The organism is Streptomyces sp. NPDC005722 (genome assembly GCF_040630935.1).
Classification (GTDB): Bacteria; Actinomycetota; Actinomycetes; order Streptomycetales; family Streptomycetaceae; genus Actinacidiphila.
Genome location: NZ_JBEXYN010000046.1, coordinates 33,175 through 56,315 on the forward strand (window position 1 = coordinate 33,175; position 23,141 = coordinate 56,315).

Annotated in this window: 20 protein-coding genes, 2 pseudogenes and 2 CRISPR repeat arrays; of the genes and pseudogenes, 8 read left to right on the top strand and 14 right to left on the bottom strand. The window is 69.9% G+C overall.

Annotated features, from left to right (window positions below):
* Positions 1 to 155: 155 nt before the first annotated feature.
* From ABZ479_RS34455 to ABZ479_RS34480, 6 genes are all read left to right on the top strand, one after another.
* Positions 156 to 332, top strand: coding sequence for a hypothetical protein (locus tag ABZ479_RS34455; RefSeq protein WP_500465220.1), 177 nt, complete (start codon positions 156 to 158; stop codon positions 330 to 332).
* Positions 333 to 1,077: 745 nt separating this feature from the next.
* Positions 1,078 to 2,670: a type I-E CRISPR-associated protein Cse1/CasA gene (locus ABZ479_RS34460; protein ID WP_500465240.1), complete on the top strand. Its 1,593-nt coding sequence runs from the start codon at positions 1,078 to 1,080 to the stop codon at positions 2,668 to 2,670.
* Entirely contained in the window at positions 2,663 to 3,244 is a 582-nt protein-coding gene (casB, locus tag ABZ479_RS34465; RefSeq protein ID WP_500465221.1) for a type I-E CRISPR-associated protein Cse2/CasB, read from the top strand. The genes ABZ479_RS34460 and casB overlap by 8 nt, the downstream gene beginning before the upstream one ends.
* Positions 3,241 to 4,581: a type I-E CRISPR-associated protein Cas7/Cse4/CasC gene (locus ABZ479_RS34470; protein WP_500465222.1), complete on the top strand. Its 1,341-nt coding sequence runs from the start codon at positions 3,241 to 3,243 to the stop codon at positions 4,579 to 4,581. The genes casB and ABZ479_RS34470 overlap by 4 nt, the downstream gene beginning before the upstream one ends.
* Entirely contained in the window at positions 4,578 to 5,459 is an 882-nt protein-coding gene (gene cas5e / locus ABZ479_RS34475) for a type I-E CRISPR-associated protein Cas5/CasD (RefSeq protein WP_500465223.1), read from the top strand. The genes ABZ479_RS34470 and cas5e overlap by 4 nt, the downstream gene beginning before the upstream one ends.
* The gene (locus tag ABZ479_RS34480; protein ID WP_500465224.1) at positions 5,456 to 6,196 is read left to right on the top strand and encodes a type I-E CRISPR-associated protein Cas6/Cse3/CasE; all 741 of its coding nucleotides are present in this window, start codon (positions 5,456 to 5,458) and stop codon (positions 6,194 to 6,196) included. Before cas5e ends, ABZ479_RS34480 begins: the two co-directional genes overlap by 4 nt.
* 840 nt (positions 6,197 to 7,036) lie before the next feature.
* On the opposite strand, the gene ABZ479_RS34485 is transcribed toward ABZ479_RS34480, so the two are convergent.
* The 10 genes from ABZ479_RS34485 to ABZ479_RS34530 all read right to left on the bottom strand — a co-directional run bounded on the left by ABZ479_RS34485 (position 7,037) and on the right by ABZ479_RS34530 (position 15,597).
* Complete coding sequence (locus tag ABZ479_RS34485) at positions 7,037 to 7,426, bottom strand: fic family toxin-antitoxin system, toxin component (protein ID WP_500465225.1); 390 nt, start codon at positions 7,424 to 7,426, stop codon at positions 7,037 to 7,039.
* Entirely contained in the window at positions 7,423 to 7,725 is a 303-nt protein-coding gene (locus ABZ479_RS34490) for a hypothetical protein (RefSeq protein WP_500465226.1), read from the bottom strand. The genes ABZ479_RS34485 and ABZ479_RS34490 overlap by 4 nt, the downstream gene beginning before the upstream one ends.
* Positions 7,726 to 8,106: 381 nt before the next feature.
* Positions 8,107 to 8,562: a CRISPR direct-repeat array (repeat unit 29 nt; unit sequence CGGACCACCCCCGCTGGCGCGGGAAGAAC).
* 451 nt (positions 8,563 to 9,013) lie between these two features.
* Positions 9,014 to 9,868, bottom strand: coding sequence for a hypothetical protein (locus tag ABZ479_RS34495; protein ID WP_500465227.1), 855 nt, complete (start codon positions 9,866 to 9,868; stop codon positions 9,014 to 9,016).
* A complete protein-coding gene (locus ABZ479_RS34500; protein WP_500465228.1) occupies positions 9,855 to 10,211 on the bottom strand; it encodes a hypothetical protein in 357 nt (118 codons plus the stop codon). The genes ABZ479_RS34495 and ABZ479_RS34500 overlap by 14 nt, the downstream gene beginning before the upstream one ends.
* A 58-nt stretch (positions 10,212 to 10,269) precedes the next feature.
* A complete protein-coding gene (locus ABZ479_RS34505) occupies positions 10,270 to 11,277 on the bottom strand; it encodes an NAD(P)H-dependent glycerol-3-phosphate dehydrogenase (protein WP_500465229.1) in 1,008 nt (335 codons plus the stop codon).
* Positions 11,274 to 12,116 carry a class I SAM-dependent methyltransferase gene (locus ABZ479_RS34510; protein ID WP_500465230.1) on the bottom strand — a complete coding sequence of 281 codons (843 nt, stop codon included), beginning with the start codon at positions 12,114 to 12,116 and terminating at the stop codon, positions 11,274 to 11,276. The genes ABZ479_RS34505 and ABZ479_RS34510 overlap by 4 nt, the downstream gene beginning before the upstream one ends.
* Positions 12,113 to 13,258 (bottom strand): YcaO-like family protein, encoded by a 1,146-nt coding sequence (locus tag ABZ479_RS34515; RefSeq protein ID WP_500465231.1) that lies wholly within the window; start codon positions 13,256 to 13,258, stop codon positions 12,113 to 12,115. The genes ABZ479_RS34510 and ABZ479_RS34515 overlap by 4 nt, the downstream gene beginning before the upstream one ends.
* Complete coding sequence (locus ABZ479_RS34520) at positions 13,248 to 14,522, bottom strand: TfuA-like protein (RefSeq protein WP_500465232.1); 1,275 nt, start codon at positions 14,520 to 14,522, stop codon at positions 13,248 to 13,250. The genes ABZ479_RS34515 and ABZ479_RS34520 overlap by 11 nt, the downstream gene beginning before the upstream one ends.
* A 329-nt stretch (positions 14,523 to 14,851) precedes the next feature.
* Complete coding sequence (locus ABZ479_RS34525; RefSeq protein WP_500465233.1) at positions 14,852 to 15,211, bottom strand: hypothetical protein; 360 nt, start codon at positions 15,209 to 15,211, stop codon at positions 14,852 to 14,854.
* Positions 15,208 to 15,597 carry a hypothetical protein gene (locus tag ABZ479_RS34530; protein WP_500465234.1) on the bottom strand — a complete coding sequence of 130 codons (390 nt, stop codon included), beginning with the start codon at positions 15,595 to 15,597 and terminating at the stop codon, positions 15,208 to 15,210. The genes ABZ479_RS34525 and ABZ479_RS34530 overlap by 4 nt, the downstream gene beginning before the upstream one ends.
* 202 nt (positions 15,598 to 15,799) lie before the next feature.
* Between ABZ479_RS34530 and ABZ479_RS34535 the strand changes: the two genes are divergently transcribed.
* Positions 15,800 to 17,071, top strand: coding sequence for an NsdA family TPR-like regulatory protein (locus ABZ479_RS34535; RefSeq protein WP_500465235.1), 1,272 nt, complete (start codon positions 15,800 to 15,802; stop codon positions 17,069 to 17,071).
* Here ABZ479_RS34535 and ABZ479_RS34540 read toward each other — a convergent pair.
* Positions 17,052 to 17,714: an HAD family hydrolase gene (locus tag ABZ479_RS34540; protein ID WP_500465236.1), complete on the bottom strand. Its 663-nt coding sequence runs from the start codon at positions 17,712 to 17,714 to the stop codon at positions 17,052 to 17,054. The two genes, ABZ479_RS34535 and ABZ479_RS34540, sit on opposite strands and share 20 nt — an antisense overlap.
* 433 nt (positions 17,715 to 18,147) lie before the next feature.
* On the opposite strand from ABZ479_RS34540, the gene ABZ479_RS34545 reads away from it, so the two are divergent.
* Entirely contained in the window at positions 18,148 to 18,402 is a 255-nt protein-coding gene (locus tag ABZ479_RS34545) for a hypothetical protein (RefSeq protein ID WP_500465237.1), read from the top strand.
* 22 nt (positions 18,403 to 18,424) lie between these two features.
* Here ABZ479_RS34545 and ABZ479_RS34550 read toward each other — a convergent pair.
* The 3 genes and pseudogenes from ABZ479_RS34550 to ABZ479_RS34560 all read right to left on the bottom strand — a co-directional run.
* Positions 18,425 to 18,697: pseudogene (locus ABZ479_RS34550) on the bottom strand (IS630 family transposase); the annotation flags it as partial.
* 17 nt (positions 18,698 to 18,714) lie between these two features.
* A complete protein-coding gene (locus tag ABZ479_RS34555) occupies positions 18,715 to 19,791 on the bottom strand; it encodes an IS110 family RNA-guided transposase (protein ID WP_500465241.1) in 1,077 nt (358 codons plus the stop codon).
* A gap of 224 nt (positions 19,792 to 20,015) precedes the next feature.
* Positions 20,016 to 20,108: pseudogene (locus ABZ479_RS34560) on the bottom strand (transposase); the annotation flags it as partial.
* Positions 20,109 to 22,845: 2,737 nt separating this feature from the next.
* Positions 22,846 to 23,118: direct repeats of the CRISPR family, unit length 29 nt; unit sequence CGGACCACCCCCGCCTGCGCGGGAAGGAC.
* The last annotated feature ends 23 nt before the right edge of the window (positions 23,119 to 23,141 follow it).

Sequence of the window (23,141 nt, forward strand, 5' to 3'; positions counted from 1 at the left end):
CACGTAAAGAGCCGCACGAAAATAAAAAATACCCCAGCTGACCTGGGAAAATCTGGGACCTGGACAGGCGGCCGTAGTGGCGCTTCCCCTCGCTGCCAGAGGCTGTGGTCATCGACCGGAGGACCACCACCGGTCCTCCAACGGAAGGATCCGGCATGCCCGTTCCCGTGCTACTCCACCACGCCGCCACCCTGACCGCCGGTGCCGGCCTGCTGTACGGCGGCATCCTGGCAGTCGTCGCCCTCACCTCGGTCCTTGCCCGGACGCCGGAGCGCCGCCGCGACGCCCGCTCCACCCTCGTCATCCTGGTCAGGAGGCGCCGGTCCGGATGACAGCCAACTTGACAGCCTTAGTGGCACTCCCGGCCTGTACGGAGCAGGCCGGAAACGCCAACTATGCCCCCAGGCGGCATAGTTCATGGCAGACTCATCGCACGCAGATCCTGTGGCCGAACCGCTTCGGCGACCCCTGCCCCAGCGTTCCCGCTGGGACGGGCGTTGTCGATGCGGAAGGAACTGTCGTGCCAAACGATCCACGGGACTGGCTGAAGCGGCACCGAGAGGAGTTACTGCTCATCGTGTTTGCTGCGACAGCATCTGCGTTGGCGGCCAAGGTGTTGGACTATGTTCTGTAGTGGCCGTTCTTGGCGGATTTGACGCCAAGAACGGCCTACCCCGGCTGTGCTGTCGGGTTCCATCCCGTGCTCGCGGGGTGGAACCCACAGGCGCCTTCGAGCGGTTGCAGGAGACGCACCGGGGCTGCCGAGCGCATCGGCGTCCTTCAGTGTATGCGGCTGCTTCAAGCTGGTCCTGAGTTTGTTTTCAAGTCGAAGAAGGGATGATTGCGCTTCCTGCACGCAGCAGGGATGGCCCGTTGACGGCCTCCGTGGCTCTGCCGGGCTTTCCCCCGCGTGAGCGGGGACCCACGTCCGCGGCCCGTACTCCAGCGCGGAAAGCGGTGGCCTGATCTGAGTGGACCCACGGTCCGATCGGAGGCTGTTGGCGTCCTCGTCGTTTCGGTGCGTCACCGCTATGTCCGACGGCCACGATTGAGAAAGCGAGAGTCAGGTTGCCCGAAGTGCGCGACGGGGGGATCGTCGAGCAGCGCCTTAGTTGGGATCCCCGGTACCAGCCCTGTATTCCCACGGTGACCATGGACGGAGCCACTGCCCATCATTCGCTGTGCGCCGTGCTTGCTGAGGCCGACGAGCTGTGCGCGATCAACTGTGCGACTCCCGGTGAGACCGTGGCTGTCATCGAGTACTTGATGGCAATCTGCTTCGCCTCCGGGACCTGTCCGGCCTCGTCGGAAGAGTGGCGTACGTGGATCACCGGGAAGCGCGATCTCGGCGAGGCGTCACGATGGCTGGCCGGCCAGCCCGGCGACGCATGGGACCTGTTCGGCGCGGACAGGCCGCTGGGGCAGAACAGCATGTTCGCCCCGTACTTGCCGGAGGGTGGTACGGGTCCGGCTCAGCTGGTGATCGAACACGCAGGTGACTACAACCAGCACTTCGATCACCACCACCTCGAACACGATGATCCGCTCCCTGTTGCGCAGGCGTTCCGCGCCATGCTCACCCAGTACGTGTATGCCCCGTACGGGCGTGGCCGCATTTCGGGGAAGGAGCTCGGGCCGGCCGTCACCAACCTGGCTGCGGGCCGGCTGCAGGGACGGATCCGTGTCGTGGCCCTGGGCCGCACACTCGGTGAGACACTGCGCCTGAATCTGTACCCGCCTGACGGTGCTCCGGGGACGTTGAACACGTCGTGGACGGGCTCCGTCATCGAGCGCCGGACCTTCGCCGAGAAGGCCAAGCCTAGAACGCCGAGGGGCCCGGCCGACCTGCACAGCGCCCTTGGGCGTTCCGTGCTGCTGCGACCGAGGCGCGGTCCCGGTGGAAGCATCGACGTCGACCGCGTCCTGATCGGGGCGGGCGAGGTCCTGGATCTCGACCAGGAGCGCCACCTCCAGGATGCGGTGTACACGACAACCTTGGGTGGTCAGAAGAAGCCGCTGTGGGCGTCCCCCAGCAGAGCGCTCTGGCGCGATGCCCACGCGCTGTACAGCGCGGTGATGGACAACGAGACCGGGCTGTACGCACGCTTGCGGGCGCTGCCCTACGAGAAGAAAGGCCCCGGGGCGCCGTACCAGATGTGGGCCGTCGGCCTGATCGCCAACAAGGCCCTGCCGGTCGCTTGGACGCAGGGCACCTACCCTTACGCTCCCGGCATGGCCCGGCATCTGTTCCGTGCCTCCTACCGCGGTTCGGTTATTGCCGAGTACGTGGCACGCAGCCTGAAAAGCGCGGCCGTTGTGGCTTCAGAAATCGCGTATCCGGCCGGGCACGCCGCCGACAGCAGCGCCCAGGTTGCCCGGTTCGACGGCCGCTGGGAGTTCTGGCCCGCCGCTACCGGACCCTTCGACAACCTCCTGGATGAAGTGATCGAAGCCGGAACCGAGGACGACGACCCGGTCTCGGCCCCCCTGCTCGACTACGCCCAGACCTTGAAGGACAAGGCCCGGACCCACCTCTACCACCGCCTGGACTCCCTTCCGCCCAACCACCGGGGACACCGCGCCCGCGCCCGGGCCGAGCAGCGCTTCGAAGACGACATGAACAGCGACAAGGCACCCGCCGAACTCCGCGGAGAAACTGCCCATGACTGAGGACAACCCCGAAGCCCCCATCGCCAAAAACGCCTTCCCGCACGACAGCGCGGCCCTCACCACCTGGCTGACCACCCTCGTCCGCAACCGCGAATACGGCACCCTCGCGGACCTGCGGCGCGCCAGAAACCCGACCAACGCCCACATCCGGGCCGGCTGGTACGGCGGCGACGATCACCGCGAGCTGTTCGAGCGGGTGGCGTTCCTGTTCGCCATCTACCACCAAGGCCGCCCCGTGCCCTCCTACGGCCACGGCAGCGTGGGCGCAGCCGCACGCCGGATCGGGGACGGCACCGGACGCGGTCCGGACAACCCGGGAGCGCGCCGCCTTGTGGACCGCGTCGTGGCCAGCCGCCGCGTCCCCTGGCGCCACCTCCAGCACACCATCACCCGGCTCCGGTCCTGCGACCAGGCCCCGCCCTCCTGGACCCAGCTCACCGAGGACCTCATCCGGTGGCACGACCGCAAGGCGCGAATCGCCTACCAGTGGTCGGTCGAGTTCCATACCCCGCCGACACGCATCCCAGCAGCACAGAGCAAGCAGACGACGACGCGGAAGGACCACACCCCGTGACTGAGGACTCCCGAAGCCAATTCCTGTCCCTCCACCTCCTCGAGACACTGGTCGCGGTCCTGCCGGTGCGGGACGAGAACGGCCAGCCCAAGAGCCTCGTCTACGGCGGAGCCGAACGGCACATGATCACCAGCCAGGCCCGAAGGCGCGCGGAACGCGTCCACGCCCGCAACCGTGCCAACGCCGGCATCGGCGCCCTAGCAGGCCGGAGCATGGGCATCCGCACCCGTGAGTGGGCAATCCTGACCGGCCGGACCCTGGAGTCCGAACACGGCTGGGACAAGGACGAGGCCCTCACCACCGCCCGGGCCGTGATCGAAGCCAGCGGCCTGAAGTTCGGCGACCCGGGCAAGAAGACCGTGGCCAACCTGACCAAGGTTCTGATCTTCGCGCCCGCCGACGCCGACACGAAAATCGCCGCCCACATCGCCGAACATGCCGACGACCTCAGGCAATGGCGCGACAACTATCTGCAGGTCCAGGCCGAAGCAGCCAAAAAGCCCCGCCGAGGCGCCAAACCCACAGCCGACACGCCCCCGCCGGAGCAGACCGAACCCGCCGAACCCGCCGCGAAGCTCCCAGCCCTCCCCAAAGCCACACGCGACGCCGTCCTCCTCGCCATCGCCCCCCGCGACGCCGTGGACATCGCCCTCTACGGACGCTTCCTCGCCGAAGTCCCGGACTCACCGAACGTCGACGGCGCAGTGCAAAGCAGCCACGCCTTCACCGTCCACGAAGCCGAACAGATCGACGACTTCTACGCCGCAGCCGACGACGCCAAACTGGACCGCAAGCGAAACGCCCTCAGCTTCCTCGACGCGGCGGACGACGCAGGCGCCGGCATGACCGGCTACCAATCCCTGATCTCCGGGACCTTCTACCGGCACGCCGTCCTCGACCGCATCCAGCTCCGCACCAATCTGCGAGCCGCCGGAATGAAGGCGGAAGAGGCAGAAGAAGCCGCCGCCGACGCCGAGACCGAGTTCGTCAACGCCTTCGTCGAGGCCTTCCCGGAAGCGAAGAAGAACTCCACCGCATCCACCGGCACGCTACCCGCCCTCGTCCTGGCTTTCGAAGGCGAGCGCCCCTACAACTACGCAGCAGCCTTCCAGCTCCCCGTCGACGAGTCACCGCACAGCGCCGGCGGTGAAGGACCCGCAGGACCCGCTGCAGTCCGCAGACTCCTACGCCACCACGCCTTCGTCAGCCGACGCCGCCAAGACCTGCGCACCGCCAGGATCCTCACCTACGATCCGCAGATCGACAACGTCCTGCAGGACCCGGAGCTCACAGCGTCCGCGACCGTAGTGGAGCGTGCCGAGGACCTCACCCCATGACCGACACGCACGTGCTCCTCATCCGGCTGGCCGGCCCCATACAGTCCTGGGGCATGGCCAGTCGGTTCGCGGCCCGCGACACCCACTCCCGCCCCACCAAGTCCGGTGTGATCGGACTGTGTGCCGCAGCCCTCGGCCTCGATCGCATACAGCCCCTGGGCGAGCTTGCCACAGTCCAGTTCGGCATCCGCGCGGACCACCCCGGCACCCCCCTCCGGGACTACCACACCGTGGGCGGAGGCACCTACCCGCTTCGCCCCCGCGATCTGGCCACCGACCACCGCCGGGCAGCAGCCCTGGAGACGGCCTCAGAATCAGTCGACGACACGACCACCGACCAGGCGAACCAAGCCGCCCAGCCCTTCGGGCGCCACACACTGCACGGCTGGTACGGAGCACCGAAATCGATCGCCTCCGACCCCGTATCCGGTGCTCTCGTCCCAGGAAACCTCCAACGCCACGCCATGATCAGCGAACGCTGGTATCTTGCCGACGCCGCATTCCTCGTCGGTCTCCAGCACCCCGATCCCACGCTCCTGAACCACCTGGCGTATGCCCTGGAACACCCCAAACGCCTGCTGTGGCTCGGCCGTAAATCCTGTCCGCCCTCCGGGCAAGTGGCCCTGGGCGTCGTGCCGGGCACGCTGAAGGAAGTCTTCGAGACGAGATCACTCCTGCCTTCCGCCGGCGCCGTGCCCAATCCCGTGATGCGACCGTGGGCATGGATCGAGAGCCCACACCCCCTGCCGGGCGTCGGTCCCCTGCATGACCAGCCCGTGCGGTTTGACGCGAACGGACCCGTCCACGGCCTTCGGTGGGAAACCCGCCACCGCATTACCATCGCCCCGCACGCCAGCGAATGGGACATCATTCCGTGAACACCACGCCAGCGGTTCCCGCCGCTTCCGGCAGGGCAGCCAGATTCGTCACCACCCACACCCTGCTCACCCTGGATGCCCGCCACCCCTTCACCGCCAAATCCCTCATCGACGCCCAGGACATGCACCGGACCGTCATGAGCGGATTCGCCGGCTGGGTGGACGACGGCAGCCCCGACGCCCGCTCTCAGATGGGCATCCTGTCGACCTGGACCATCGACCTTCGCAAAGCCGAACTCTCCCTGGTGGTCCAGTCCGGCGTCCCCGGAGACTGGGGACATCTCCCCCGAGGTGCCCTCGCCGAGAAACCACACCACCTCACCATCGACCGTACCTTCCGAGCCGGCGACCAGGTCGCCTTCCGCACGGTCGTCAACCCCGTCCACAACCGCCCACCCGCACCGGGCTCCCCCGAGAAGACCCGCGGCACACGCATCGCCCTCAACCGCCCCGAACATGTGAAAACGTGGTTCACCCGCCGCCTCCAACCCGCCGGAGAACCGCCCGTCACAGCGGACGGTGTCACCAGAATCGGCGCCGACACCGACATCGACCAGCTAGCCCTGCGCATACTCCCGAAGGCCTCCAGCCCGACCACACACAAAGGACTCCGCATCGCTCGTGCAGAGATCAAAGGAACACTCACCGTCACCGACCCCAAGGCCTTCGTCGCCACCCTTACCCGCGGCATCGGCCACGCTCGCGCTTACAGCTGCGGGCTCATCCTGGTGCGCTGACAACAGGCAACACTCGTGACAAGGGTTCCGCCCAGCCGACGAACCGCTGCCCAACAGCCCCACCCCGAGGGTGGACTATCTCCTGGGCGGGCAGCAGCGGACCACCCCGGCTGCGCGAGGAGAACGCGTGGCCGGGCATCAGGTTCCCGTTTCGGGACGGCCCCCCGTCATGCGCAAGGACGGGCCATCCCCGGCTACGCGGGAAGAACGGTCAGACGGGCAACGTCTTCGAAACCATCCACGGACCACCTCCGTCTGCGTGGGAAGAACCGGCAGCCGGTGCGCACCACCGTCGTCAGGCACCGGACCACCCCGCCTGCGCGGGAGGGACTTCGCGGTCGAGCTGTGAAGACGGACAACCCCCGCCTGCGGGAAGGACGCGGCCCGGTAGTAGATCCGCGTGAGCCCTGACGGACCACCCCAGCCTGCGCGGGAAGAATGCCACGGCCCCCGCGACGATCGCCACGCCCGCCGGACCACCCCCGCCTGCGCGGGAAGAATGCGCCTGGGTCCGTGCGGGCCGCCTTGATGAGCGGACCACCCCCGCCTGCGCGGGAAGAACCGGCTGGGGTCGTGGTAGGTGCGCTGTCGGACCGGACCAATCCCGCCTGCGCGGGAAGGACGAGAAGAACCGCTCCTGGACGGACTGGCGCATCGGACCACCCCCGCTGGCGCGGGAAAGACGCTGGGAAGACCGATCTCGGCTCCCGCGTCATCGGACCACCCCCGCCTGCGCGGGAAGAACATCATCGGGTTCGACGGCGACCCCGGACAGCGACGGACCATCCCCACTTGCGTGGGAAGGACCGCTACCTGCGCGCGGGGGACGTGGCGCAGCTCTTAGGACGTGGCCCAGGTGCGGAGCTGTCGTGCGGCGTCGATGACGCCTTTGGTGCCTTCGGCGACGTCGCGGACCAGGGTTGCGGCGTCCTTTGGGGGGAACTTCACGGTGTGCCCGTTCACTTGTAGGAAGGCGACCGCGGCCATGAGTGCGAATTGGCGGTTGGAGTGCTCGAGGGCCCGTAGCCGGGACAGGGTTTCCAGCAGTGCGCCGGCCTTGAGCCACAGGGAGCCGTACACGTCGCGGCCCATCGCGACGGCGCTGTGCCGGGAGACGGCTGCGAACAGCGGGCCGATGTCGTTGGCCTGCGGGTCGCCGTGGAGCTGCTCGGCGAGTTGCAGAAGCCACGGTACTTCGAGGTGGAGCGGCTCGGGTGCGGACTCGCTCACGCGGCGTTCTCCTGCGCACCGGGGGTCTCAGCGGCCATGAGGGAGCCGTCGGCCGTGCTCCGCGTGTTCCGCAGGGACGTCGGGTCGGCGTCGTCGGGGTCGACGTCGGCGAACGCGGCTGCGATCGTGTCCCGGTGCTCCAGGGCGGCCTCGACGAAGGCCTTCTGCTTGGCTAGGGCCCGGTCTGCGGCTGCGTCGGCGACGTACTGCTGCATGCTGACGCCGGCGACGCTTGCGGCCGTCTTGATTGCCTCGTAGGTCGCTTCATCGGGGAAGCGCAGGTTCATCGACTTCGTCATGGCACCAACGGTACCACTGGTGCCATGCTGGGGTGAGGGGAGCCGGGTGCTCGCCGCTGAGGGAGGGAGCCGAGCGGTAGGTCGAAACGCTCCGGGACCACCATCGACTTCCAGCGTGAGCCGTGATCGTTTTTGGGTCAGCCGCCGCCTGCGCGGAAAGGACTGCGAGTCGTCCGTATATCCGAAGCTCTCGTGCGGCCCGGCCTGCGCGTGAAGGACAGCCGCCCGGAGCAGATGACCGGAGCACCCGATGAAGTGCACGAGACCACCCCCGCTCGCGCGGGAAGGACGGAGGCACCTGCGTCGCGGACGACACCGCCGGCGGGCCCCCCGCCTGCGCGGGAAGAACACACCCTCGACGGTGCCCATCTCCTGCGGGACCGGACCACCCCCGCTCGCGCGGGAAGAACCCCCAGTCGTCAATCGGCGGCCCGACGGCGTCCGGCCGCCCCCGCTCGCGCGGGAAGAACTCCATGACCGTCTGGCCGCACCCCTTGCACGTCGGACCACCCCCGCTGGCGCGGGAAGAACCCGGAGGGCTTCGCCCCCCGAGCGCCACCGTGCGGACCACCCCCGCTGGCGCGGGAAGAACGTCCGCAGGCGCGGCTCGGCGGCGAGGATGTTCGGACCACCCCCGCTGGCGCGGGAAGAACCACCCCCATGTCGAGGCCCGGCCTACCCACGACGGACCACCCCCGCTGGCGCGGGAAGAACTCCGGGCCGCGGAAGTCGTCGGCGATGCGGACCGGACCACCCCCGCTGGCGCGGGAAGAACCGCGCCTCACCGGTCGCCCCCCGCCTTCCGGGCCGGACCACCCCCGCTGGCGCGGGAAGAACCCCTCCGTCACCTGGAGGTTTGGGAGGGCTTTACATTTGCTTGACTTGGATGCCGCTGGCTCATGTGGTCAGTGTGTCAGAGGACTGCAATGGATGGCGGGCTCGGGTTGAAGGTGGTTCGACAGTGAGGATGGAGGTCGTGCCGATGGCATGGCTGCGGTTGTGTCCTGGGAAATGATGTACGGGTGCCCAGTTGATCCGGGCGTTGGTCGCTGCGTCGGAGTGAGTGCCTGGATATGTGAACGGGCAACGGCTGATCTTCGAGCTGTTGAGGCACGAAGGCGATTAGCACGACGACCGCACCTGACAATGTGCCGCTGCTTTCGGTGTTGGCATGGCCGTAGTGGTCGTCGACCTCACACGGGGCGACGGGCAGGCCACCCGGTGGAGACCGCGTGCTGCCTGCGGACCGGTCGCGCATCAAGGTATAGCTGACACCAGGTCACTGAGGTCAGCCGGCGAAGGCAAGGTATGTCCCGAGGGTGAGGCCGGAAAAGGTGATGAGCTGGCGGGGCTTGAGGCACGTGAACGTGGCGTGCATCCCGATGCCGGCGGCCATGGCGTAGGGCGTCGTCTGCGGGAGGAGAAGTGCGGGCGGCAGCGCAAACTCCACCGCGATCGTCGAGGCCGCGACCGTCCGCCAGAGGCGGATGTTCCGGCCGGTGAGGTTCCCTGTGTGGCGGCGGATGAGGCTGGGGATGGCGTGCTGGCGGCGGTAGGGCAGACGGTTCCGGACCTGGGTGTAGGTGTGGATCCACTGGGCCAGGTAGAGCCCGCTGCGGAACTGCGGGGAACGGGCCTTCTGCCAGGCGCTGTTCCAGTAGATGTCTGTGGTGATCAGCACGAGGAGGCACTGCGCCCACGTGTTCGCCGTGCTCGGCCCATGCTCGACGTACAAGCCGTGGCCGAGGTCGCCGGCCACCAGGAGGCCAGCGCCGGTGAGCAGGGTGTAGCGGATGGCGTTGGGGCTCTTGAGGTAGAGCAGCTCCATGGCGGCGCCGGACAGGACCGCCAGGAGTGCGAGGCGGGGGACGATGCCGACCGCCAGGGCGACGGCAGCGACCGTACGGACGACCAGCGCTGGCCGGTAGAGCGTGGTCAGGATGCGCGCTCTGGCCGGGCCGAAGCGCTGTCCGGCGAGGTGGGTGCTGAGCGAGTCCGGGGTGAAGCGGTCCCAGCCGCCCTGGCCGAAGGCGAGGGCGAACCGCGCGGTGAGCACCAGGCCGAAGACGATGCGGAACCACTGGAGGCGGCCGGGGTTGGTGGGGTGCTGGAAGCCGGAGGCGAGGGCGTCAAAGAACCACACGGCTGTCCTCCACGGTGACGGGCTGCTCGCCGGCGGCGTTCAGGACGCGGCCGTGGCCGTCGATCCGCTCGTACCGGCCGCTGCGGGAGAGGTGGTCGAGTACGGCTTGGAGCTGGGGCGGTCCGAGGATGAAGCTGCCTGGGGAGAGGTGGTCGTAGACGTTCACGGGCTCGGTGTGCCCGTCCTTGGTGGTGCCGGTGAGCGTGATGATCGTGAAGGTGGCGCGGCAGAACATCTTCCAGCGCAGCCAGCGGCCGGGCAGGCGGGTGAAGCCAGTGATCATCCATGCCACCAGGGCGACGGTGATGGCGATTTGAGCAGCGGAGAGCGCAACGGGGTGCATGGTGGGGCCTCCGGGTGGGAGGGATGCGTGGGGTGGGCGGCCCGTCGGGGCGCCGGGTTCAGCGCTCGGGCTTGGGCGGTCGCTGCATCAGCGCGGCCGCCGCCTGCTCGAGGGTGACCTTCTCCTGCAGGAGGGCGGACATGACGTCGGTGATCGGCATCTCGACGTCGTGAGCGTGGGCGAGGGCGAGGATCGCCTCGGCGGACTTGACGCCTTCGGTGGTCTGCCGGGTGGCGGCGGTGGCCTGCTCGAGGCTCAGGCCGCGGCCGAGGTGAGTGCCGAAGGTGCGGTTGCGGGACAGCGGGGAGGAGCAGGTGGCGACCAGGTCGCCGAGGCCGGACAGGCCGGCGAGGGTGACCGGGTGGGCGCCCATGGCGACAGCGAGGCGGATGATCTCTGCCAAGCCGCGGGTGATGAGCATCGCCGTGGCGTTGTCGCCTAGGCCCATCCCGGAGGCGATGCCCACCGCGAGGGCGATGACGTTCTTCACCGCGCCGCCAAGCTCGCAGCCGATGACATCGGTGCTGGTGTAGGGCCGGAAGTAGCCGGTGTGGCAGGCCTTTTGGAAGCGGCGGGCGGCATCCTCGTCGGGGCACGCCACGGTGGCCGCGGCAGGCTGGCCGGTCATGATCTCGCGCGCCAGGTTCGGCCCCGACAGTACCGCGACCCGGTCCGTGCTCACGCCGGCCACCTCGGTGATGATCTGGCTCGCCCGCAGGTGACTGCCCTGCTCGACACCCTTCATCAGCGACACGATCACGGTGTCCGGCGCGATGTGCGGCGCCCACGCCGCGAGGCTGGCCCGCAGGCTCTGGGCCGGGATCGACAGCACCAGGAAGTCCGCGCCGTCAAGCGCAGCGGCCGGGTCGGTGGTCGCGGTCAGGCCCGTGGGCAGCTCGATGTCCGGGAAGTAGCCGGGGTTGCGGTGGGTCCCGTTGATCGCGTCGGCGATCTCGCTGCGGCGGGCGTGCACGACGACGCTGCTGCCGGCGTCGGCCAAAATCTTGGCCACGGCGGTACCCCAGGAGCCGGCCGAGAACACCGCGGCCCGGGCGTGCTGGCTCACTGAGGGGTCCTCTCGTCGGTGCGGCGGCTAGGCCCGGTCATCGTATCGGCCGCAATGGGCCTGCCCCGGGAGGCCGAGGGGCGTTCCAGGGTGAGCAGGACCGCGCGGCGGCCCGGCAGCGTGGGCAGTACGCGGTGGGCCTCGTGCAGCATGGCCTGCGCCTGGGCGTCGCCCAGCTCACGCCGCAGCTCGTCGGCGTGGGCGATCCACAGCCGGTAGAGCCGTTCCCACATCGCCGGTTCGGCGGGCCGTTCGTCGACGTGCTGCACCATGAGCCCGGCCGCTTGGGCCTGCTCTTCCCAGACGGGACCCGCGTCCCGCCGCAGGGCCCTGGTCATCACGAGCCGGCCGCCGGGGGCGAGGATGCGGGCCAGCTCACGAACCGCGGCATCCCGGTCGGTGGCGAGCGCGAACGCATCCACGCACACGATGCCGTCGGCGATTGAGTCGGGCAGGCCGGTGTCCTCCAGCTCAGCGACGCGGAACGTGGCCCGGTCGGCGGCGTCGCCGAGGAAGTGCGTGCGACGGGCGGTGGCCTGGGCGACGGCAACCGGGGACAGGTCGAAGCCCTCCAGGCGCAGGGCGCTGGGGCGGGCAAGCCACAGGCCGATGCCGCCCGTCCCGCACCCGGCATCTGCCAGGAGCTGGCCGGGTTGCATCTGTAGCCGTGCCGTCATCAGCCCCAGCAGGGGCCAGTCGCAGGAGCTGGACGCGGCGGCCTCGGCCGGGTAGTCCCCGCCCATGGCCTGTGCGTACAGGCGTGAGGCAAGGTCGGTACGGGCGCGGGCGCGGTGGAAGGCGTCGTACGCGGCCGCGGGTGGCGGCGCGGTGAGTGTCATCGGGGCATCGACCTTCTGATCCGTGAGCGGGTGCCTGGGCAGATGACCTGCACGGCGTGGACGGGACCGGCCGGATCGGACAGGTCCAGGGCCACCGGTTCGTGCCCGGTCACGCGGGCGAGCCGCTGCGCGATGTCGGCGGCCTGGTCGGCGAAACCGCCGCGGGGGCAGGTGAAGTGCTCCGTTGCCCGCGCCCAGGGCGTGAGCCCGCTGGTGCGTGCGGGCCTGAACGGCGTGTTGTCGAGGGAGGCGTGGTCGCTGGGGAGGTCGTCCCGTGTTCCGGAGATGGCGGTCAGCCGGGATTGCGCGGCCTCGGTCAGCGCCCGGGTCAGTGCAATCGCCGGGTCGCTGTGGCAGCCGCCGCCGGCGAAGACGACCGGATAGTCCTCCGACCACAGGTAGGCGACGCATACCGGCAGCCCGTAGGGGCCGCGCACCAGCGACATCTCCAGGGCCATGCCGGCAGCTGTCAGCCGGGCGATCACGTCCCGGCCATGCGGGTCGTCGACCGTTGCGGGCGCGATGCGCGTCCGGCGCCGGCCGCCCGCCTGCCCGTCCCGGTACAGCACGTCTCGCTCCACTACCTCGAACAGGCCGTGCAGCAGGGCCTCGTCGCGCGTGTTCCCGCAGGCCAGGCCGGTGCTGGTGGCCCGCAGCAGATCCGGGCTCCACTCGGGCCGCTGAACCCGGCGGCGGACCAGGTCGACCGGCACCAGCCGCTCCGCACCGCTGACCAGGCCGGTACCGGCGGTCCACTCCCACACCACCTGGGCCAGGGAGGCGGCGGGGTACGGGACGGTCAGCGGCAGTGCGGCTACGGGGCAGCGAGGGGCCACCTCGACGGCCGGCCCGCGCGCGGCAACCGGGAGCGGTTGTTCGACGTGCCACAGCTCGATCGCCTCCATCACCGCCGACAGCTTCGCGAGCAGGGCGGTGGCGCCCTTTCCCTGGGACGTGCTCAGGGTCAGCGAGGCGGGCCTGATCGCCGTCCATACCGGCAGACCGATGCAGTCCAGACCGGTCAGGTCCGCGACCCGGGTGATGCCGAACTGCGTCAGGTCGCCTCCGACCGCCTCCCAGGTCTCATCCGGTGTCCGGGCGCGCACCGTGCCCGGCAGTTCCACCAGGCCGTCACCGCGCATGGGCCGCCTCCGTCTTCTCGGTCCTCTCGCGCATCTCATGAAGCAGGCCAGGGACGAGTCGCTTGGCCGCCGCCACGGCGCGCGCACCGGTGCCCAGCCCACGCGCGGACGCCTCCGCGTCGAAGTCGTGCTTCGCGCACTGCCACACCCGCACCAGGAGCCAGCGGGTGAGGTCGTCGCGGACCGCGGCGACCGTGAACCCCGGCCGGGTCCGCCGTTCTTCGGCGAGCGTCGCGGCGTACCGGGCGACCGCGTGGCGGTCTTCCTCGGTCTCGCCGGCCAGCAGCTGCGCCACGGTCGGTTCGTCGCGCAGGTCGACCGGCGGGTGGAACACCGCGTCCGCGGGCAGGTCCCCGCCTGCGACCTGGGCGAGCCTCGCCTCGAGTGGCAGGCCCGGACTGCCGTCGGCGGGGTGGAGCGAGCGGTGTTCCAGAAAGGCGGTCCACGTCTTGGCAAACCCGGGGTCGAACACCTGCTGATAGATCAGGCGGTCTTCGGTCGACAGCGTCACACCGTCAACGCAGGCACGGGTGAGAGCATTCGACCAGCGCTGGAAGTAGGCCGTCTCCCAGACCAGCGCGTGGCCGGCAGCCGCCCTGCTGGGTCGGCCGCCGTCCAGCGCCCTGTACACGGCTTCGAGGGCGTCAGCGCGCTTCAGGTCTCCGAAGTGCCGGTCGTGCGCGAGCCGGGCAGTCAGCCACTCGGTGAACGCGGCCTCGCCCTGGCGGCGGCACACGGCGCGCACGGCGGACCAGGTGCGCTGTGGGTAGTAGATCGCTCGCAGCGCCTTCAGGAGCCTCACGGCCCGCTCGCTGTCGAGGATCCCCGCCGTGACAGCGAGACGCAGGACTTGCCGGAGGTTGACCACCGGCCAGGTCAGCGCCCCGAACTCCCCGTCGGGGGACTGTCCGACCGCCACCTCGTCGTCACCCTCGAGCTCGGCGCACGCGTATGCGGCGTAGATGTGGCCGACGCCGCGCATCCCGTACGGCGCCAGCTCGGCCGCGCGCAGGGCGCCGATGCTTGCCGCTCCGATCACGGTCACCCCGCGGCCTATCGCGGCGATGATCTCCTTGTGCCGCAGGGCTGGCGCCTGGTGATACACCCCGTCGATGATCACCGCTGTGTCTCCGCTGTGGATCCCGGGGTCGAACAGGTCACCGTGCCCGACCGGCGGTCGGAGCCGTACGCCGGACGCGGCTAACGAGGGCGGCAGGCTCGGGAGCGTGGGCCCGGCAAACACGTGAATCACGTTGACCTCCACGGTCAGATGCGAGGGGCGCCCCTCCCGGACCCGTGCGGGGCCGGGAGGGGCGCCGTGGACGGGCCTACTCCTCGTCTTCGACGTCGACGGCGACCACGACGACGTCAGTGGTCTGCTCGGTCTCCCTCGTCGAGACGCTGGCAGCGGCGGCGATATCGGACTTGGACTCCATGAGCCTTCTCCTTGGCTGTGCGGATGGTTGGGGACGATGCGGACGGCAGGTGCCCGCACGTCGGTGATGCCACGGGCCCGCGGGGCTGTTCGCCCTGACGGGACCGTCTGCCTCGCCCCTGGCCGGGGCGGGAAGCTGAGAGGGGGCCGGGTAGCCGTCACGCCTGCGCCGCCACCCGCGGGCGCCAGGCTGCGTGTACCTCAGCGCCGTGCTCACCGAGCCACCGCTCGAAGTCGGGTAGTTCGGCGGCCTCGGCGGCGCAAAGCCCCAGCATGGTGTCGTACTTGGTCAGGAAGATCTGTGCGTGGCCTGCAGCGATGGCTGCCCTGGCCAGGTGGAACTGGGGACGCTCGGCTTCGGCCGTGGCGAGACCGTTGCGGTCGGCGTACTCGTCGGCGATGTCCCACCCACGCCGCTCCGCGTAGTCGCGGAGTTCCTGCAGAACGCGGTGGACATCGCCGTACCGGGTCATACAGACGTAGATGAGGGCGCGGCGGCGCGGCGACTGGGCGGTCACTGGGGCTGCCTTCTGTGGGGGTCGACGCCTTGGAGGTCTTCGAGGGCCGCGCGCAGGGCGTCGGGGCCGGTGAGGAGGGAGTCGTCGCCGGGGCACATCTGCCGGTTCGGGCCGGGACCGGTCGTCCTGCGGGGTGGCGGCACACCGATGTGGTGTCCGACGCCGAGTACGAGGGTGTCCGGGACGTTCCAGGCCCTGGCGGTCCCGGCGGGGACGAGCCGCCAATACATGGTGCGCTCGACCGGGTCGGTGATGACGGCGCCGTTGCGTGAGCCGAGGATGCGCAGCGCCTCGAGGCCGAGGGTCTGTTGTACGCGGATGGCGTCCCATTCGCGCCCGGTGGGCGGTAGGTCGCATTCCTCCGCGGCACGGACGCTGGCGGACATACCCTGTGTGCTCATGGAGCCCCCGGACGGCTGTGACTGGTGACGCACACAGAGTGGCCGCCCGCACAGGACTTCTGAAGGACTTTTAGCGGACTCATCCCGGACTCTGTAAGGACTTTTCTGCTCCCGGGGGAGTGAAATACGTCCGGGTGAGGGCTTACTGTGGGAGCGTCAGGCGATCCGACGTCGCACAGAGGTGAGCATGACCCGCACCGCAGGCAACCAGAAGCTCAAGGCCGCGCGCAGCGCCGCCGGCTACCACTCACAGCAGGCCTTCGCCGATGCGCTGGCTCGCACGGCCGCGGAGATCGGTCTGCGCGGCTTCGAGATCGGCGAGCGCCAGATCCGCCGTTGGGAGAGCAACACTCCTCCCTGGCCGCAAGGGGATCAGCGGACGGTCCTGACTCGGCTGCTCGGCCAGTCGCTCGAGCAACTCGGCTTCACGCCTCCATGGAGCGACGGCACAGGACCCGCCATCATCCCCGCCAGTGCAGGGCCGGGTGTCCTCACGGCTGTTGGCCTGGCGTCCGTTCCCTCCACACGGCAGGGCGTCGCACAGCCTGTCGGCGTCGGAGCCGACTATGAGTCCGTCACCGTCGCCCATCGCCACCTGTACTGGTCCGTCGCCCCGTGCGAACTCCTGCCTGCAGTCCTGCATCACGCGCGTCTGGGCTGGCACCTGCTCCCCCAGATGATGGGCCCGGCTCACCCGCGTCTGGCCTCGGCCCTCGCTGAAAGCCTGCTGCTGGCCGGACGGATCCAGTTCTTCGACGAGCAGCAGCCGGAGATCGCGTCACAGACGTACGTCCAGGCGCTGCAGGCCGCGGGCGAAGCCGAGGACTCCCTGATCGGGGCGGCCATCCTCGCACACACAGCGTTCATCCCGGGCTGGGCCGGGAGGCGGGACGAAGCCGCGGAGCGGATGACCGCGGCCCGGACCTACGCCCGGCGAGCGTCGGCGCCTGCGATCCTGCTGGCGTGGCTGGACGCGGTGGAGGCCGAGTGCGAGACGCGCTGCGGTCACCCCCGCACCGCGCTGAATCTCCTCGGCCACGCCGAGGACCTCCTCGCTGCCGGGCAGCAGGGGCCGACTCCGGACTGGATGGACTGGTTCTCCCCGCTCCGGCTGGCCGCGTTCAAGGGCAACACCCAGCTCAAGGCCGGTCACCTGCCGCAGGCACGGGAGACCCTGCTCCAGGTCCTCGACGACCTCCCGCCGGAAGACGGGAAGCAGCGCACCGTGATCCTCGGCGACCTGGCGGCCGTCGAGACCGCGTCCGGCAACGTCGAAGGGGCCTGCGGCTACGCGGAGCGCGCCCTCGACCAGCTGGCGGTCAGCTGGTACGCGACGGGCATGGAGCGGGTGCGGGAGGTGCGCCGGGACATGCAGACGTGGCAGCACGAGGCGTGCGTGCACCGCCTCGACGACCGGCTCTACGGGTGGTCGACGACGGTCAGCGCCTTGCAGCGTTGAGCGCCCGGATCCGGGCGGGGAGCTCCGTGAGCCTCTCGACCCGGAAAGTGGGGAGCGCCACGGCCTCCGGGGCCAGCCACTGAATGGTGGCCCAGGGGCCGCGGCGTATCAGCGCAGTGGCCATCCCCGCCGCGACGGCGGGGCGGATGTCGTTGTCGAGGCGGTCTCCGACGTACAGGATCTCTGCCGGCGGGAACGGGACGGCCTTGGCGATCTGGTCGAAGAAGGCGCGGTCGGGCTTGCTGGCACCCCAGTCGTCCGAGGTACCGATGAGGTCGACGTCCTCAGTGAACAGGTTCCGGAGGAGGCCGCCAGCGCGGACGGTCTGGTTGCCGGCGATGCCGAGCCAGAGGCTGGCTTCGCGGAGAGCAGCCAGGGCGGGCCGGACATCCGGGTAGAGGTCCTCCTCGCCGAAGTGCTCGGGCTGGCCGGCCGCGGCGCGCGCCTCGCGCTGCTCGGTCAGGTCGAAACCGGGCCGGAACTCCTGGAAGACCTCGCGGTAGTCGCGGCCCTGAGCGATGACGGCACCGAACATCGCGGCGAAGGTATGGCGGGGGACCTCGAGCCAGTCGGCCCACGTGCCGTACTCGCGGGTCTCATCCACCAGGCACTCACCGACGTCGAACACCACAGCCCGAATCATGCGGGGCATCCTACGGCGCATGTCAGGAAGAGGGGTCGTCCTGACCGTGATCTAGTGCTCGTGCTTGGGACCCCATCTGGTGCGGCTACGCTTCCCGCCCTGGACCACGCCTTCGCTATCTCCAAGCTGGCCGAGGTCATCGACCTCGCCAACAACTACCTCGCACTTGAGGACCATGCAAGCAGCGAGGCCGGCGCCCCGTGGCCAGAGTGGCCTCAGGAACTAATGCCGCATCAGGCAACGTTCGTCCCGTCGGGTGCGGCCTGGCAGATGTCTGGGTTGCGGGTCCGCGTAGTCTCGCGGGGTGCACATGCATCGGAACTTCCGGAACCCTCCCGCGCTGCCTCACGAGGTTGTAGTCGACTCGCTGGAGCGGGCTCTGGGTGACCGCTCGCATGAGATCGAGGCAGCGAGTGTCCTGGTCGGGAGTGCGTTGAACGACGACGATCGAGAGTTCGTCGAGCACTGGTGTATGGAGGTCGGGACGCGGGCTGTGTCGGGTAGTCCGTTGCTCGGGCTGGCCGGCCTGTGCCTGGGCCATACCGCTCGACGCTTCGGTCGACTCGGCGATGAGGCCCTCGCACTGGCAGCGTCGCTGGCGGCGCGGGCCGAGGCGGACCCGTCGGACGTGGACGGTCGGGCCCAGGACGGCTATGACGACGTGCGGAGCTTCCTGTACCTGTGGTGATGCTGCCTGTTGCCGTTGCAGGTCATGCTGCGTTGGTCCTGCTCACGAGGGCTGTGAGGTGCTTGTTGGTGGCGTTCTTGTTCCGCCAGATGATGTAGCGGCGGATCATGCTGCCTTGGGCCTTGTGGGTGGGGTGGTCGGTGCCGTCGAGGGCGAAGTAGGGCAGGGCGGTGAACTGGGCCTCGATGCGGTTGAGCCAGGAGCTGTTGGTCGGGGTGTAGGCGATCTCCACGTTGTTCGCCTCGGCCCAGGTCCCGACCCGTTGGCACCGCTTGGTGGTCAGGTGGGGTGAGTAGATGCCCCTATGTTGTGTCAAGCGGCGGCAGTTGCCAGTTCTGTGGTTGCCGGTGGGCAGATGTGTCTGAAGAGCTCGCGGGCCGCGTAGCGTTTCAAGCACCGGATGATCTCGCGCTTGGACATGCCCTCGGTGGTGCGCCGCTGCAGATATGCCTGGGTGCGTTCGTCCCAGCGTATGCGGGTCATCACGATGCGGTAGAGAGCGGCGTTGGCTTGTCGGTTGCCACCGCGGTTCAGTCGCCGGCGGTGGGTCTTGCCTGAAGACTGCTCGACTGGGCTGACGCCACACAGGGCTGCGAAGGACGCCTCGTCTGTGAGGCGGTCAGGGTTGTCACCTGCGGCGATGAGTAGGGCAGCGGCACTGTCGGGTCCGACGCCGACCAGGCCCAGCATCTGTGGCCGGCAGGAGCGGACGGCCCTTGTGGTGCGCCGGGTCAGCTCTTTGACTTCTCCGGACAGGTTCTGGATCCGCATGGCGAGCAGGCGCAGGGTGAAGACCGCTTCGCCCCGCTCGTCGGTGAGTGCTGCGCAGGTGGCGACCAGGGCGGGGTTGCTCAGCCCGGTGAGCAGGTCGCGCAGGTCGGGGTCGATGTCCAGCAGGATGGCCTTGAGCTGGTTCATCGCCTGGGTGCGGGCCTTGATCGCTGACTCCTTGGCCAGTCGTAGGACGCGCATGTCTGCCGCAGGGCCATCCGCGGTCTTGGGCGTGACCGTGGCGCGTCCCGACAGGACGGCGCGAGCTGCCGCGTCAGCGTCGACGGCGTCGGTCTTACCGCGTTTGCGCCGCGTGGCGCGGTCTGGCTGGTTGACCTCGACAACATCGATACCTGCCCGGCCGAGGGCCCTGGTGAGGGCGGCTCCATAGGAGCCGGTGCACTCGACACCGGCACGTCGAACGACACCGAACGACCGTGCCAAGGCGATCAGCTGTCGATAACCTGCGGCAGTGGTGGCGAACTCCTGGTGAGCGAGCGAGGCTCCCAATGCGGTGATCACCGCGGCGACGTGGACGTCCTTGTGAGTATCGACTCCCAGGATCACATCCTCGGCCAGGTCTGCGGCGTGCTGCGTGGGCAGCGTGGTCTGGGGCATGCTGGTGACGGTCACGAGGCTCCTCGGACGGGGGCTGGTGGCCGACGCCGGTCCGGTGGGCGGTCAGAACTGTGACGGTGCTTTGTGCAGCAAAGCCCCTATCGGGACACGCCCAGCGGGCCGGCGGCAGCGAGCACCACAGGGGGCCGGGGCCGACAGATCTACTCCAAGGCAGCTGAGGCCAGTTGTCGCACGGGTCAAGCTCCGGCCCCCTGCGGCACCCCATGATCCTCACAGTTGTCGCAGACGATGGCGATGCGCACGTCGGTCGGGTAGAGGCTGCGCAGGTAGCGGCAGAACACCAGGAACTTCGAGCGGGGTTCTCGATCCAGAAGCGATGGGCGAAATCCTCGAACGACGGTGCACTCGCCGTACGGACCACCCCCGCTCGCGCGGGAAGGACCGCGGCGGCCATCGCTCCCCCCAGCACAAGCACGGACCACCCCCCGCTCGCGCGGGAAGGACATCTCCTCCATGGCCTCGGCGTCGAGGGTCTCCGGACCACCCCCGCTCGCGCGGGAAGGACGCCCGCAAGGAGGTCCCGGGCGACCTCGGCGACGGACCACCCCCGCTCGCGCGGGAAGGACGACACCCCAGCGTCCCGCATGACGTCGACCAGCGGACCATCCCCGCCTGCGCGGGAAGGACCAGAGCGTCAAGGCCGACCCGGACCGGATCCTCGGACCACCCCCGCTCGCGCGGAAGAACTGGCCCGCATGCAGGGCCGCAGCCGACAGTTGCGGACCACCCCCGCCTGCGCGGGAAGGACATGTACGTGTCCGGGTCGGCCAGCTCAAAGCCCGGACCACCCCCGCCTGCGCGGGAAGGACGCGCGGGCGAGGACTTCGATCTGGATGCAGACCGGACCACCCCCGCCTGCGCGGGAAGGACGCGCGCGGGTACCGGCCGGCGGGTCCGTGCTGAGGACCACCCCCGCCTGCGCGGGAAGGACACGCGGGTAGCAACGACAGCAGTGACGAGAACCGGACCACCCCCGCCTGCGCGGGAAGGACTGCTGCCCCGGCGAGGACATGGAGCCGGAGGACGGACCACCCCCGCCTGCGCGGGAAGGACCTGGCGGCACTTCGGGCCGACATGCGGGACCGCGGACCACCCCCGCCTGCGCGGGAAGGACTCAACATGCTGATCGGCGACATCGTGCGTGGCCGGACCACCCCCGCCTGCGCGGGAAGGACAAGGCCATGCAGTTCGGGCCGTTCCGCAAGGACGGACCACCCCCACTTGCGCAGGAAGGACCGGAAGGGCTTGTTCTTCAGCTCGTAGGTCACCGGACCACCCCCGCTTGCGCGGGAGGGACGTCATGTAGGCCTTCTCCTGCGTGCCGAACGGGACCACCCCCGCTGGCGCGGGAAGGACAGGGCCTTGCCCCGCTTCGACAGGTCGAGATCCGGACCACCCCCGCTCGCGCGGGAAGGACGTCGGTCGTGAGGCCCGTGAAGCGGGGTCCTCGGACCACCCCCGCTCGCGCGGGAAGGACCGATAAGTGACCGAAGCGTCCGTCAGTCCCAGCGGACCACCCCCGCTCGCGCGCGAAGGACCGGCGGATGCGCTCGTACTCGCCCACCGGGATCGGACCACCCCCGCTCGCGCGGGAAGGACACGAACTCGACGCTCAGTCCCTGGCCGCCGTGCGGACCACCCCCGCTCGCGCGGGAAGGACGACGGGTTCGCACCGCAACTGTTCTGGCGCCGCGGACCACCCCCGCTCGCGCGGGAAGGACTCGAACTCGGCGGGCGACAGCTTCGAGGCGGACGGACCACCCCCGCTCGCGCGGGAAGGACCCGATGCCGAAGATGACGGCCTGCTGCAGGGGCGGACCACACCCGCCTGCGCGGGAAGGACTTGCGGCCCTTGGCCTTGGCCTCTTGCTCGGGCGGACCACTCCCGCTCGCGCGGGAAGGACAGGTGGGTCTCCTCGAAACAGACCCACGTTTCCGGACCACCCCCGCCTGCGCGGGAAGGACACGAGCCCCGTGGCCGCGATGATGACGCCGATCGGACCACCCCCGCCTGCGCGGGAAGGACAAGGCAAGCCGCTCGACCTGTGGAAGCAACGGCGGACCACCCCCGCCTGCGCGGGAAGGACGCCGCGTAGCCGTTCCAGGTGGTCGACGGGTCCGGACCACCCCCGCCTGCGCGGGAAGGACAGCCGCCCCTCGGAGCCGATGGAGACGACGTGCGGACCACCCCCGCTCGCGCGAGAAGGACGAGCGAAGGAGGTGAAGCGCGCGAGCCTGGGGCGGACCACCCCCGCTCGCGCGGGAAGGACGCGCCGGCGGTCAGGGCGTCGACCGTGACGGACGGACCACCCCCGCTCGCGCGGGCAGGACTGCCCCCGCACAGGCATTGCACCTGTTCGCCGCGGACCACCCCCGCTCGCGCGGGAAGGACGAATGCGCGGGCGTCGGCGAAGTCGTCCTCGTCGGACCACCCCCGCTCGCGCGGGAAGGACACCGGCCCGGTCCGCCAGGCGGCGGGCCATGTCGGACCACCCCCGCTCGCGCGGGAAGGACTTCAGCCCACGTTCTACGTGGAGAACCGCGCGCGGACCACCCCCGCTCGCGCGGGAAGGACCCCGGCCAGCGGGACTGCGTCACCGCGAACCGCGGACCACCCCCGCTCGCGCGGGAAGGACCTCGGCCGCCGTCTCCACGTAGCTACGAGAATCGGACCACCCCCGCTCGCGCGGGAAGACACGAACCCGAAGTACCACAACGGCAACACCATCGGACCACCCCCGCTCGCGCGGGAAGGACCGACTGTCCGCGGGCCCCTCCCCCCTCCAGAGCGGACCATCCCCGTTTGTGCGGGAAGGACCCGCGCCCACGTGGCCGGGGTGTAGTCGCTCACGGACCACCCCGCTTGCGCGGGAAGGACCAGCGTGACCCGGGCGCCTTCACCCTGGACCACGGACCACCCCCGCTTGCGCGGGAAGGACCGGCGGACCACGAGGAAGCCGGTCACGCCGTACGGACCACCCCCGCTTTGCGCGGGAAGGACGGCTCCGGGTCGTCGACCGGGTCCTGTTCCGGCGGACCACCTCCGCTTGCGCGGGAAGGACGCTCCGGACTCCCGCAGGTCGGACATCATCGGCGGACCACCCCCGCTCGCGCGGGAAGGACTGGAGGCCGAAGTCGTCCAGCCAGTGCAGGACCGGACCACTCCCGCTCGCGCGGGAAGGACCCCGACTACCAGCTCTGCCCCGCCATCACGAACGGACCACCCCCGCCTGCGCGGGAAGGACCGCCACCAGTCGCGGGCGGCCGGATCGCCCAGCGGACCACCCCCGCCTGCGCGGGAAGGACTTCGCGAAGTTCCACGGTGAACG

Bases quoted from the DNA above. Each gene is read 5' to 3' on its own strand.
- ABZ479_RS34515 (WP_500465231.1), bottom strand. From the start codon at position 13,258: ATGCGCGGTGACGGCCTGGTGGAACTGCCGGGCACGGTGCGCGCCCGG.
- ABZ479_RS34490 (WP_500465226.1), bottom strand. From the start codon at position 7,725: ATGACGAAGTCGATGAACCTGCGCTTCCCCGATGAAGCGACCTACGAG.
- ABZ479_RS34530 (WP_500465234.1), bottom strand. From the start codon at position 15,597: ATGTCCGCCAGCGTCCGTGCCGCGGAGGAATGCGACCTACCGCCCACC.
- cas5e (WP_500465223.1), top strand. From the start codon at position 4,578: ATGACCGACACGCACGTGCTCCTCATCCGGCTGGCCGGCCCCATACAG.
- ABZ479_RS34540 (WP_500465236.1), bottom strand. From the start codon at position 17,714: ATGATTCGGGCTGTGGTGTTCGACGTCGGTGAGTGCCTGGTGGATGAG.
- ABZ479_RS34555 (WP_500465241.1), bottom strand. From the start codon at position 19,791: ATGCCCCAGACCACGCTGCCCACGCAGCACGCCGCAGACCTGGCCGAG.
- casB (WP_500465221.1), top strand. From the start codon at position 2,663: ATGACTGAGGACAACCCCGAAGCCCCCATCGCCAAAAACGCCTTCCCG.
- ABZ479_RS34500 (WP_500465228.1), bottom strand. From the start codon at position 10,211: ATGCACCCCGTTGCGCTCTCCGCTGCTCAAATCGCCATCACCGTCGCC.
- ABZ479_RS34535 (WP_500465235.1), top strand. From the start codon at position 15,800: ATGACCCGCACCGCAGGCAACCAGAAGCTCAAGGCCGCGCGCAGCGCC.
- ABZ479_RS34510 (WP_500465230.1), bottom strand. From the start codon at position 12,116: ATGACACTCACCGCGCCGCCACCCGCGGCCGCGTACGACGCCTTCCAC.
- ABZ479_RS34455 (WP_500465220.1), top strand. From the start codon at position 156: ATGCCCGTTCCCGTGCTACTCCACCACGCCGCCACCCTGACCGCCGGT.